At 48.7% G+C, this 13,023-nt stretch carries 11 protein-coding genes; 4 read left to right on the top strand and 7 right to left on the bottom strand.

The window, feature by feature from the left end; translation table 11 throughout:
• Positions 1-200 precede the first annotated feature (200 nt).
• The 7 genes from OCV59_RS02985 to typA form a co-directional block, all read right to left on the bottom strand.
• On the bottom strand, positions 201-701 hold the full coding sequence (locus OCV59_RS02985) for a hypothetical protein (protein ID WP_147593030.1): 501 nt from the start codon (positions 699-701) through the stop codon (positions 201-203).
• A 20-nt stretch (positions 702-721) separates the two neighbouring features.
• Positions 722-1,159 carry a cell wall hydrolase gene (locus OCV59_RS02990; protein ID WP_147593032.1) on the bottom strand — a complete coding sequence of 146 codons (438 nt, stop codon included), beginning with the start codon at positions 1,157-1,159 and terminating at the stop codon, positions 722-724.
• Positions 1,160-1,210: 51 nt separating this feature from the next.
• Positions 1,211-2,617 (bottom strand): spore germination protein, encoded by a 1,407-nt coding sequence (locus OCV59_RS02995; RefSeq protein ID WP_262584080.1) that lies wholly within the window; start codon positions 2,615-2,617, stop codon positions 1,211-1,213.
• 146 nt (positions 2,618-2,763) lie between these two features.
• A complete protein-coding gene (locus OCV59_RS03000) occupies positions 2,764-6,207 on the bottom strand; it encodes a pyruvate carboxylase (RefSeq protein WP_147593036.1) in 3,444 nt (1,147 codons plus the stop codon).
• 210 nt (positions 6,208-6,417) lie between these two features.
• Entirely contained in the window at positions 6,418-7,062 is a 645-nt protein-coding gene (locus tag OCV59_RS03005; protein ID WP_147593037.1) for a Crp/Fnr family transcriptional regulator, read from the bottom strand.
• A gap of 219 nt (positions 7,063-7,281) precedes the next feature.
• Positions 7,282-8,112 (bottom strand): mechanosensitive ion channel family protein, encoded by an 831-nt coding sequence (locus OCV59_RS03010; protein ID WP_147593038.1) that lies wholly within the window; start codon positions 8,110-8,112, stop codon positions 7,282-7,284.
• 3 nt (positions 8,113-8,115) lie between these two features.
• Complete coding sequence (gene typA, locus OCV59_RS03015; RefSeq protein ID WP_147593039.1) at positions 8,116-10,011, bottom strand: translational GTPase TypA; 1,896 nt, start codon at positions 10,009-10,011, stop codon at positions 8,116-8,118.
• A 180-nt stretch (positions 10,012-10,191) separates the two neighbouring features.
• Here typA and OCV59_RS03020 point away from each other — a divergent pair, with 180 nt between their 5' ends.
• The 4 genes from OCV59_RS03020 (at position 10,192) to OCV59_RS03035 (ending at position 13,021) form a co-directional block, all read left to right on the top strand.
• Positions 10,192-10,740 carry an N-acetylmuramoyl-L-alanine amidase gene (locus tag OCV59_RS03020; protein WP_147593040.1) on the top strand — a complete coding sequence of 183 codons (549 nt, stop codon included), beginning with the start codon at positions 10,192-10,194 and terminating at the stop codon, positions 10,738-10,740.
• A gap of 61 nt (positions 10,741-10,801) precedes the next feature.
• A complete protein-coding gene (locus OCV59_RS03025; protein WP_147593041.1) occupies positions 10,802-11,968 on the top strand; it encodes a class I SAM-dependent methyltransferase in 1,167 nt (388 codons plus the stop codon).
• A gap of 22 nt (positions 11,969-11,990) precedes the next feature.
• Complete coding sequence (locus OCV59_RS03030; protein WP_147593042.1) at positions 11,991-12,701, top strand: AzlC family ABC transporter permease; 711 nt, start codon at positions 11,991-11,993, stop codon at positions 12,699-12,701.
• Positions 12,701-13,021 (top strand): AzlD domain-containing protein, encoded by a 321-nt coding sequence (locus OCV59_RS03035; protein WP_147593043.1) that lies wholly within the window; start codon positions 12,701-12,703, stop codon positions 13,019-13,021. Before OCV59_RS03030 ends, OCV59_RS03035 begins: the two co-directional genes overlap by 1 nt.
• Positions 13,022-13,023 lie beyond the last annotated feature (2 nt).

Here is a 13,023-nt window from a genome sequence, read left to right on the forward strand (position 1 = left end):
ATACCCCGGCGCCATGCGGCGAAACTCGCCGCACCGCGGATTTTCAATGTTATTTTATCATATTTTTATATAAATTGAAACGCAATGTTCTGACATACCTTATAAACCGCGAATGCAGAGCTGTGCACCTTTGCATAACAGATAAAGACCCGGGAACACTTAAAATGTTCCCGGGCCGTATCTGCACCGGAATGCCGTGATCAGTTCGCCACCTCATAAGGGTTCACCAGCTCCGAATAATATACGTACATGCTCTTGATGCCGTAGATGTCCAGTATCCTGATGTTTCCGCTCAAATAGTCCTGCAGGATGATGTAATTTATACCCACGCCGATAAGGAATCCCTCATAGTATTCCGTTATGTTCGAACCCACGAGCTGCTGTATCCTGACGTACCTGCCGATCTGAGTCCGGAAGATACCGTTCAGATACTGCACTGAATTGTAGTCCAGTATCTCGTTGTATCCCTCAGAAAGCAGCGGATTCGGCGGCACACTGAACGTCGGATTCTCGGGCAGCACCATCGGGAACGTGTTCATCTGATCCAGATCACCGTTTCCCAGTATGCCTGCTCCCGGCACCTCCGACACAGGTATATCGCCGTCTTCATGCGCAGACGCCTCACCTTCAACCGTATTCCCCATCACCGGAGTCATATCCTCACGTTCGATCTGCATCACGCTTCTCTGTTCTACAGACATTTATTCGATCACCTCTCTGTTTAAGTTTGCGCATACAGAGCGGTCGGAATATAGAAGCAGTGATCGTTGATCCTGTTGTGTATCACGCCGACTCGTGTCGGAAAATACGAGGGGCACGATGCGCTGTACGGGTTATGAAAAAACAGCGAATTGTCCACTCCCGGCAGTATCCCGCCCTGCATCGCCCAGTCGACTATATCGTAATGCTCCTGCGACGGAGTCATATTGTATACGTTCTGGGGATTGTAAACTCCTCCCACCGAAGTCTTCATGCAGGTGAACTGATTGTTCTGCTCTATCACGTTCCTGATATTGCCGCCTTCATTTATCCTGGAAAACTCGCCGTACGTGATGTTCGCTCTGTTCATTATCACAGTAGCGACACCCTGCATACCCGGATATCCCTCTCCTCCGGCCTCACACTGTATCAGACGTGCAAAAAGTTCTCTGGTATCCATCGCTTCTTACTCCACCTTTCCGTTTATCGCTATGATAATATATGCAGGCGGTCATTTTTTCGTTCTGAATATCAGCTTTTTTAATTTTGCTCCGTTCCACGGGATCACCGGATACAGATACGACGTCCCGACAAGCGTCTTCGTCGCCGCCATCACCGCGAGCGATATCACGAAGGCCGCTGCCATCCCGGGCCATCCGAAGAAATGCGTGCCGATCAGCATCAGTATCCTTACGAATTTTATACCGTACCCGAGTTCTATGCTCGGCTGTGTAAAGCTTGCAAGTGCCACGACAGCCATGCACAGTATCGTCTGAGGCACGAACCATCCCGACGACACTGAGAATTCGCCGAGTATCAGCGCGCCTATCACTGACAGTGACATCCCCAGTGACTCCGGTGTGTTGAGCGAGGCCAGCTTCAGTCCGTCGATGGCAAGCTCAAGCAGCAGGAACTGCCAGAATATGCTTATCGCAAATTCTTCGTCCGTTATGAAGAACCTTATCACTTCATGCACCGGTACCGCTCCTTCTGCAAAGGCCAGGTATACAGGAGTTGCAAACAGTATAACGAGTATGTTCAGTATTCGCAGCATCCTGAAATAGTTTCCCGTCAGCATAGGGAAGTAGTAGTCGTCAACATCCTGAACGAAATCGAATATGCCGGCCGGCAGCAGTATCACAGTAGGAGAGTTGTCGACTATTACAGCTATCTTGCCCTCTTCCAGATGAGCTGCGATCACATCCGGACGCTGGGCATATCTTACTCTGGGGAACGGATTCAGCTTGCCCAGTTTCTTGCCCAGCAGCACCTCAACGAGAGTCTGCTCTGTCACCGTGAGCCCTTTCGTCTGCAGATCCTGCAGGCTTTTCGCCAGGCGTTTCACCATGCTCATGTCCGCCTTGTTCTTCATGTATGCCATAGAAACATCGGATTTGGTTATATCACCTATCGTAAAAACCTTGAAGATCAGATTATCATCACGGATACGCCGCCTTATCAGCGCGATATTCGTCATCATCGACTCCACGAAGCCATCTTTTGAGCCCCTCAGCGATTTTTCCTTGGACGGCTCCTCTATCCCTCTAAGCGGATAATTCCTGCAGTCTATGATGATTATCCCGCTGTATCCCGATATGAACAGCGGCACCAGCCCCGAATAAAGGAACGTCACCGCTTTTTCAAGGTCCTCTACGACCACGGCATCGAGGAACGGCAGATTAGATGCGATGAACTGCTCCGCATCGGCCGCCTGCTCCATTTTCTCCGGCTTCAGCGAAAACAGACTGAATATCACTCTCTGCATCATACCCCCGTCCACGAGCCCGTCGACAAAAAACATGCTCGCATCCCTGCCGCCTATCACCAGTTTTCGTTCAAGAAGATCGAAGCTTTCGCCCACCGGCACCTTTTCTCTCATCGTTCTCAGCAGTTCGCTGTATCTATCCATTTTTTCCATAAAAAAACCTCGCATACTTTTGGTATTATTTTTTACGTAATTACCTTATATATGCGAGGTGTTTTCTCTTTTATATTCCGATCATAAAGCTCGCGATACAAATGATGCACACGTTATGCATCGCTGCCGCTGCCTGAGGTCTCCGGCTACTTGAGCTTTGCGATAAGCTCTCCTGCCTTGACCTGCTGGCCTTCGTTTATGTAGACCTTGTCGATAACGCCCTTCTGCGGAGCGAGTATGTTAGTCTCCATCTTCATAGCCTCGATAACTGCGATCGGCTGTTTTTCCTCTACTTCATCGCCTTCCTTGACGAGGACCTTGATGATGTTTCCGGGGATGTTGGCTCCGATCTCGCTCGGATCGTTCGCATCCGCATAAACGATCTTCGATGTGGCTGATGCGAGGTTTGCAGCTTCGTCCTTGATCTTCACGGCGCTTCTGTTGCCGTTTACTTCAAATACCACGTTTCTAAAGCCTTCTTCGTCTGTCTCTCTTGCATCCGAAAGTCTTACGACAAGCTCCTTGCCCTCTGCGATCTTGATCTCGCAAGTCTCGCCTTCCGAAAGTCCATGGAAGAAGATGTCGCTGCCCATGAGTCTGAAGTTACCGTCCTTTTCAAGGCTCTTGAGGTAGTCTTCGAATACTTTAGGATATAAAGCATAGCTGAGCGCTTCCTTCTCTGTTCCTTCCAGACCATGCTCTTCTCTGAGCATCTTCTTGATAGCGTCAAAGTCTTCATCAGGCAGGAGTTCTCCAGGTCTGCATGTGATAGGCTCTTTGCCGTGGAGCACGAGCTTCTGGAGCTTTTCAGGGAATCCGCCTTCAGGCTGCCCCATCATACCTTCGAAGTATGAAACGATCGAGTCAGGGAAGTCGATATCCTTGGCCTTCTCGTAGATATTCTCCGGAGTCAGCTCGTTCTGTACCATGAATATAGCCATGTCTCCTACAGCCTTTGATGACGGTGTTACCTTTACGATATCGCCGAGCATCTCGTTGACTGCCTTGTACATTTCCTTGACTTCATTGAACTTGTGGCCGAGACCGAAGCTTTCGACCTGCGACTTGAGGTTGGAATACTGTCCTCCCGGCATCTCGTATTTGTATATTTCAGCTGATCCTGTCATCATATCTGATTCGAATTCCTTGTAAACAGGTCTTACTGCTGCCCAGTAGTCTGTGATTACCTGGATTCCGTCCGGATCTATGCCTGTATCTCTCTCTGTGCTTTCCATAGCTGCGACGATCGAGTTCAGTGCAGGCTGACTCGTGAGTCCCGACATGCTGTTGAACGCTGCGTCGATGATATCCACGCCTGCATTTGCAGCCATCATCAGGGTTGCCACGCCGTTGCCGCTCGTGTCGTGAGTATGGAGATGGATAGGGATCGAGATCTCGTTTTTCAGAGCCTCTATCAGCTTCTTTGCAGCCATAGGCTTCAGAAGTCCTGACATATCCTTGATGCCCAGTATATGGCTTCCTCTCTTTTCGAGTTCCTTAGCCATTCTCACATAGTAGTCGAGATTGTATTTTTCTCTGCTCGAGTCGAGTATGTCTCCTGTATAGCAGATGCATGCCTCTGCCACCTTGCCCTGGTTGAGAGTCTCATCCAGCGCTACTTCCATACCCTGTATCCAGTTGAGCGAGTCGAATATCCTGAAAACATCGATGCCTGATGCAGCCGATTCCTTGACGAATCTTCTGATCACATTGTCAGGATAGTTCTTGTATCCTACGCCGTTCGCACCTCTGAGGAGCATCTGGAACATGATATTCGGGATCTTTTTCCTGAGCGTTTCAAGTCTCTCCCACGGCGATTCCTTGAGGAATCTGTACGATGTATCGAACGTTGCTCCGCCCCACATTTCGAGTGAGAAGAGGTTCTGTCCGTACAGAGATACAGCAGGTGCGATCTTCTCCATATCGACAGTTCTTACTCTCGTAGCCATCAGCGACTGCTGAGCATCTCTCATAGTAGTATCTGTGATGAGGAGCTTCTTCTGATCCTTTACCCAGTCTACCAGACCTTCAGGTCCCTTTTCATCGAGTATCTGCTTAGTTCCGCTGAGTCCTGCAGTCTCCTCAGGCTTCAGTCTAGGGAATACAGGAACGTCGAACTGCGGCTTGATACCTCTGTTTCCGTTTACGAACTTTTCTCCGAGGTAAGTGAGGACCTTGAGCTCCTTGTCTTCACGAACCATGATGTTGAACAGTTCCGGATTGTCTGCGATGAATCCGGTGTCGCAGTTTCCGGCTCTGAACGTAGGATGGTTCAGTACATTGAGGAGGAAAGCTCTGTTCGTCTTCACTCCCGTTACCTTCATTTCCTTGAGAGCTCTCTTCGCCTTGTTCACAGCATCATTGAAGCTTCTCGCCCATGAAGTCACCTTTACGAGCAGGCTGTCGTAGTAAGGTGAGATGACAGCATTGACGAATGCATTTCCTGCATCGAGTCTGATGCCGTATCCGCCCGCACTCGTATACTTCGTGATAACGCCCGTGTCAGGTGCGAATCCGTTGATCGGATCCTCTGTCGTAAGTCTGCACTGGATCGAGAATCCTCTAGGCTGTATCTGATCCTGGCTCTTGATATTTATCTCGTCTGAATCCAGGCTGTATCCCTCTGCGATGAGGATCTGCGACTGTACGATATCGATGCCCGTAGTCATCTCTGTTACAGTATGCTCTACCTGTATTCTAGGGTTCATTTCTATGAAATAGTGGTTTCCTTCATGGTCCACGAGGAACTCCACAGTTCCGGCACTCTTGTAGTTCACTGCCTGTGCGATCTTCTTCGCATCTGCACAGATATTCTGTCTCTGCTCTTCTGTGATGGAAAGCGCAGGTGTGAATTCTACGACCTTCTGATGTCTTCTCTGGATCGAGCAGTCACGTTCATAGAGATGAACGATATTGCCGTAGTTGTCTCCGAGGATCTGCACTTCGATGTGCTTAGGTCTTTCGAGATATTTTTCGATGAAGATATCGTCGATACCGAATGCCTTCTTAGCTTCGCTCTTTGCGCTTCTGAACTGTTCAGGCATCTCCTCTCTGCTTCTGACGATCCTCATTCCTCTGCCGCCGCCGCCTGCTGCAGCTTTGAGCATTACAGGATAACCGCAGTCCTCTGCGAATCTGAGAGCGACTTCTTCTGAAGGTATCGTCTCTGTCATTCCGGGTATAGTAGGTACACCTACCTTGTTTGCCACGATCTTTGACTTTACCTTGTCTCCGAGATTGTCCATCATAGTGTGGTCAGGTCCTATGAATACGATGCCCTCATCTTCACACGCCTTTGCAAATTCAACATTTTCAGCCAGGAATCCATATCCCGGGTGGATAGCGTCAACACCTTTAGCTTTCGCAAGCTCGATGATCTCGTCTATCGCCAGGTATGCATCTACCGGAGATTTTCCTCTTCCCACCTGATAAGCCTCGTCTGCCTTTGTTCTGAATAATGTATTCTTATCCTCTTCTGAATAGATAGCTACACTTCTTATTCCTAATTCTTTGCAGGCTCTGAATATTCTGATGGCTATTTCGCCTCGGTTGGCTACCAGTACACGCTTGAATTTTCTGCCTTGCTCCATATTCCGAGTCTCCTTTCTCTTCCTTTTATGATATTTATTATTTTTGACTACATTAAGATAAAATGATTATCAAACTATTTTATCATTCTTTTTGTTTATTTTCTACTATTATATTTGTTTTTTTGTGGTATTTTCTAAAAAGACGGCTATTCCGTAAATAACCATAAATCCCGATGCATCGATATTCACTGTAACTAGACGTCTGCCGCATTACAGAAATCTGAACTGGTCTTTTTCAAAATCTATGATCTTTTCGCGTTTCATTTTATTCAGCTCGTTCGACAGGGCACTCCTGTTCACGCACAGATACTGGGCCAGCTGTTCGCGGCTCATCTTGACGCTGACAGTATCTGTCCCTGATTTTCTGTGAAGTATCTCAAGATACATCAGTATCCTGTTTCTCAGTCCTCTTTCCGCAAGTATTTCGATCTTGTGCATTTTCCTGATATTGTCGCTTGCCATGTGCTGCATAAGCACATCATATATCTGTCTGCTGAATCTCGAATTGTTGATATTAGTCAGGGAAACGAACACTATCGTGCAGTCCTCATTGCATATGTAATCGATCGGCGCAGTCTTTTTTTTCGACACTGCAGTCTCGATCGCAAATATATTTCCTTCGTCATATACCTGTATTATATGCAGCTCGCCGTTGGGGTACGCTTTCTCACCTCTGACACTTCCCCTGTCTATTATGCATATCTTGCTCACCTTGTCGCCGACACGGAAAATAACGTCATCCTTTTTCATGTTCTGACCTATGACGTTGAGTTCTTCGAATGCATGCATGTAGTCGGTCCTGTTCAGATTATCAAATAATCCGCTCTCAATAATTGTACCAAGATATTTCATCATTTCCTTCTGCTTTACAGCCGGTGAGCTGTTTTCCCCCGCTAAAATAGCAGGCACTTCTAACTAATAAACACTTTTTCAATATGCCACACCTGATTTTAACACAAATCCGCCTTTAGAATGTTGTTCCGATAACATTTTATTTAGGATTCACCTAAAAAATTTGAAAAACACAAAAGGCCGCATGACTTGAACAGCCTGCAGCCTTTACTACTGTATACATTATTCCTGTTTAAGCTTCACATCCATGTGCGGATAAGGGATCTCTATCCCGTTTTCATCGAATACCCGCTTCACCTCTTCTTCGAGGAAATATTTCACGGTCCAGTAATCCTCGGTCCTGCACCATGCGAACATATCCATTATCACAGAGCTGTCATCATGTCTCGACACTCCGATCGTAGCCTTCGGTTCATTCAGTATCATGTCGCTGCTTTCACAGATCTCTCTCAGCAGCTGCTTGGCCAGCGTGATATCGCTTTCGTAGCTGATTCCGAACTTGCAGTCGACACGCCTTATATCCTCTTTGCTGTGGTTCACCAGTATCGATGTGTTCACCAGACCGTTCGGCACGGTGATCGTCTTATTGTCATATGTGCGCAGCGTGGTCAGAAAAAGATCTATATCCTTGACCTTGCCTGAAACCGTCCCGATATCTATATAGTCATCGCGGCTGAAGGGCTTCGTAACGATTATCATCACTCCGCCGGCGATATTGGCAAGGCTGTCTTTCAGCGCCAGTGCTATGGCAGCGCCTGCAGCGCCCAGCACCGCAACTATCGTGCTCATCTGCACACCCAGTATGCCGAGACACATCGTCACCAGTATTATCGCGCTGACAGCCTTTATCGCATTGATTATGAACGTGTAAAGCACAACATCGAGACTGCTTCGCTTCAGCGCACGTCTCGTGAAGCTCAGTATCAGCTTTATCACGATCAGTCCTATCAGGATCGTGATGATCAGATTCAGCGCCAGCATCCCCAGCTCCAGCGGCTTGTCGGATTCGAAAAACTTTTCGATGATCTTCTGCGTCCTTGACAGTTCATCCATACGCTATTCCTCCGTTTTGATCTTCCTGCCGAGTCTTCTTCTTTCAAGCTCCTTGAGATATTTCTTCCTGAGTCTGATATCGTCCGGAACGATCTCCACGAGTTCGTCGTCATCTATGAACTCCAGCGCCTCCTCGAGCGTGAACACCTTTGCTGGCGCCAGCTTGATGTTGTCATCGCTTCCGGCAGCACGCATATTGGTCGCTTTCTTCGCCTTGCACGGATTCACGACCATGTCTTCGCTCCTTGCGTTCATTCCGATTATCATGCCTTCATACACTTTTGTTCCCGGCTCGATGAACATCTGGACACGCTCGCTTATATTGAAGATCGCGTACGGTGTCGCCACGCCTTCTTCCTGCGCGATAGCGACTCCGTTTACCCTGCCCGGGATATCGCCCATGTACTTGTCGAATTTATCGAATCTCCTCACCATCGTGCCTTCGCCTCTGGTGTCGTTGATGAATTCGCTCCTGTATCCGAGAAGACCTCTTGTCGGCACCAGATACTCAAGTCGTGTGAATCCGTTCTCGCTCTTCATCTCCTGCATCATTCCCTTTCTCAGGTTCAGCTTGGATATCACGGATCCCGAGTACTCGTCCGGCACCGAAAGCACCACTTCCTCGATCGGCTCAAGGATGCCGTTGTTCTCATCGCGGTGCATTATTACCTCCGGTTTGGAAACAGCCAGCTCGTAGCCTTCACGCCTCATATTCTCTATCAGTATGGAAAGGTGCAGCTCACCTCTTCCCGAGACTTTGAAGCTGTCTGTGGAGTCGGTCTCCTCGACTTTGAGTCCAACGTTGACCTCCAGCTCCTTGTCGAGACGTTCTCTTATATGTCTGGACGTCACGAACTTGCCGACTTTTCCCGCAAACGGCGACTTGTTTACCATGAAATACATGGAAAGCGTAGGCTCTTCGATCTCTATCATATCGAGTGGATCCGGATTTTCCTTATCGCATATCGTCTCGCCTATCGAAATATCGGAGATGCCCGATACTACGACTATGTCACCTGACTCTGCCTGATCTACAGCCATCCTCTTGAGACCTCTGTACACGAATACCTGGTTTATCTTTCTCTGCTCGATCTGACCGTCGCCCTTGGCTACAGCCACGACGCTTCCGGCTTTCACTATCCCCTTCGTCACTCTGCCGATACCGAGTCTTCCGATATAATCGTCATATGCGAGCGCCGATATCTGCAGCTGCAGCGGCTCCTCGTTGCGATCAGGATACGGCTTCACGTGATTGATTATCGTATCGAACAGCGGCGTGATATCGAGACCGTTCATGCCCTTTGCACTCTTCTTTATCTTTGTGTGAGTGTCATCATTCTCGACATTTATATTTTTGATGTCTTCAGGATCGTATACGACTACACCCTGTCTGGCTATGCCGTAAAGTATCGGAAAGTCAAGCTGCTCGTCATTTGCATCAAGATCCATGAACAGCTCGTATACTTCATCGACTACTTCATCGATACGTGCGTCTTTCTTGTCGATCTTGTTTATCAGCAGTATCGGATTGATACCCTGCTCCAGAGATTTTTTCAGTACGAATCTCGTCTGCGGCATAGGCCCCTCGCTGGAATCGACAAGCAGTATCACTGTATCGACCGTCTTGATGATACGCTCGACTTCTGATGAAAAGTCTGCGTGTCCCGGCGTGTCGACGATATTTATCTTTACATCTCCATGCATGACGGAACAGTTTTTGGAATATATCGTGATGCCTCTCTCACGTTCTATATCGTCGCTGTCCATCACGCAGTCTACCACCTGCTCGTTGTCGCGAAAGACTCCGCTCTGGTTTAAAAAAGCATCTACGAGCGTCGATTTACCCGCGTCTACGTGCGCGATAACTGCGATATTGATTATTTTCTGTTTATCTGACATATTATTTGTCCCTGCTTTCTGAATTGCGTTTTGTACAATATTATATTGTAAATCAATTACGCTTCTGTGTCAAAAAATAATTGATACGCATATGATGGAGTAACTGCGGCTGCAGCCGCTGCGATACAGCAGCCTGACTGCGCGACCGCTGCAATACTTTACATGAAAAGGAGACACAAAATGCCTGATCTATTTCTGAGCCCGTCTGTCCAGCAGTACAACCCTTACATCAACGGACTGGGCAGCGAGGAATACTACATGAACCTCATCGCCGACGCCATGGAGCCTTACCTGGATGCATCCGGCATAACTTACACGCGCAACGACCCGGACGATACGCTTTCTCAGGCGATAGCGCTTTCAAATGCCGGCAGTTACGACTTTCACCTGGCTCTCCACTCGAACGCCTCTCCTGCAAATATCGCAGGTCAGCTGCGAGGGCCGGACATCTACTATTACGCGACAAGCAGCGAAGGCAAGCGTGCCGCCGGGATCTTCAGCGACAACCTGAAGGTGATATATCCCGATCCGGATCTCGTGAACATCGTTCCGAACACATCTCTTGCCGAACTGAGACTGACAAGAGCGCCTTCGAACCTGATCGAGCTGGCATATCACGACAATCTCGAGGATGCGCTGTGGATAGTGAACAACATCGATCTGATCGCACGCACGCTCGTCCTGTCGTTAACGGAATATTTTGAAATCCCGTTCAATTACCCTTATTAGCTTCCACCGGACCGTCTTCTGTGATAATATATAAGTTCAGGACAAAAGGAAGGCGGTTACCATGGAAAAGATACTTCAGGTGCTGTGCACAGCCATAGACAGCGGCCGTCTGGTAAAGATAATCTTTGCCGGAAAAAGAAAGAAATCGATCGAATACAAAAAAATAACACTCAGGCCTGTGACGATAAAAGGTGAATACATGTTCCAGGCCGAATTTCATTACGATAAAAAGGTCACACACGAAAACATACCGTACTACGAGGCTGTCAGCTTCGCAGAACGCACTGTCGCGGAAGATTTCAAACAGGTGAACATACTGACCGAGAGCGAAGACATACAGATCCTGGCATCAAAACCGGACAGACCCAAGATCACCAGACATGCTGCTTCGCGCAGTGCCGGAGAGCTTTCGCACGACCGCAGAAAACAGTACATCCTCGAGGACGGCGTACCGTGCGACTTTCTGATAGAGCTCGGCGTGATGTCGCCCGAGGGCAGAGTCTTCAAAAATCACTATTCTAAATTCAGACAGATCAACAGGTATCTCGAGATCGCAGACAGCTGTTTCGAATATCTGCCGGACAGCGGCAGACTTCGGATCATAGACTTCGGATGCGGCAAAAGCTATCTGACCTTCGCGCTCTACCACTACCTCAGGCTCGTAAAGCAGCGCGACGTCGAGATCATCGGACTCGACCTGAAAAAAGACGTTATCGACTTCTGCAGCAGGACAGCCCGGAAGCTCGGCTACGACGAGCTGAAATTCCTTACCGGCGATATCGCCGACTATGAAAGCGACGGCGCCGACATGGTCGTGACACTGCACGCATGCGATACAGCTACGGATTTTGCACTCATCAACGCTGTAAAGTGGCACAGCCGCGTGATCTTGTCGGTACCATGCTGCCAGCACGAGCTGTTCTCGCAGATAAAAAGCGAGGTCGACGAGCCGATGCTGAAACACGGAATCATAAAGGACAAGTTCACCGAACTGCTGACTGATGGGCTCAGAGGACTGAAGCTCGAAGCTGCCGGTTATGAAGTCGCTATGACAGAATTCACATCGCTGGAGCACACCGCAAAGAACATCATGATAAAGGCCGTGATGCCGGACAGGCCCGATCGCGCCGCAATGAAAAAAGCAGATGATGAATACCGCGCGCTCAAAGATTTTTACCATGTATCGCCGACGATAGACATGCTCGACACGGGCAGCACCGGACGATAGACAGAAAACGAAAGGACACTCAATGCATTTCAGAAAAGGTTTGGAAGACGGGATCCCTGTAGCTTTAGGCTACTTCTCCGTATCTATCGCATTCGGCCTGATGGCCGTGCAGAGCGGCTTTACATGGATAGAGGCCGTGCTCATATCATTCACGAATCTCACCTCTGCCGGTCAGTTCGCAGGAGTCACTGTGATGGCAGGCATGGGCACATACATAGAAATGGCGGTCACACAGGTCGTGATAAATTCCAGATACGCACTGATGGGGATCGCGCTTTCACAAAAAACGGACAGCAGATTCAAAGGGATATGGAGACTGATATTCGGTTTTGCGATCACCGATGAAATATTCGCAGTAGCGATCGGTCAGGACGGGAATGTCAGCAGACGATATTTTGCCGGTCTGGCATTTCTCCCTATAATCGGATGGTCCGCCGGCACTCTCTGCGGAGCCGTGCTCGGAAACATCATGCCTGAGATCGTCACAAACGCGCTTGGCGTGGCGCTGTACGGCATGTTCATCGCAGTAGTTGTACCAAAGGCAAGAGAAAATGTACACGTGCTCATCGTCGTACTTATCGCGGTCGCGATAAGCTCGATACTGTTTTATGTGCCTGTATTTTCGATCATATCATCGGGATTTGCTATCATAATCTGTGCCGTCGCCGCTTCTATCGCCGGCGCGCTGCTGTTCCCTGTAAATGAAGATGATGACGAAGAGGAGGTGCTGTAATGGATTTCATGAAATTCCTGCCATATCTGCTGGTGATGGCCGGCGTCACTTACCTCGTGAGAGTCGTGCCTTTCATACTGATAAACAAAAAAATAGAGAACCGGTTCATAAACTCGTTTCTCTATTATATACCTTATACTGTGCTCGCTGCGATGACATTCCCTGCGATCCTCTACGCCACCGGCAATATAGTATCGGCTGTCGCCGGACTGCTCGTTGCGATCGTGATATCGTTCAGGGGACGCAGCCTGATAATCGTCGCTGTCGGCGCATGCGCTGCAGTCTTCATCACAGAGGCCATACTCACACTGTGCCTGTAGAC

Source organism: Brotomerdimonas butyrica, assembly GCF_025567305.1.
In the GTDB taxonomy this organism is placed as follows: domain Bacteria; phylum Bacillota; class Clostridia; order Peptostreptococcales; family Anaerovoracaceae; genus Lentihominibacter; species Lentihominibacter butyricus.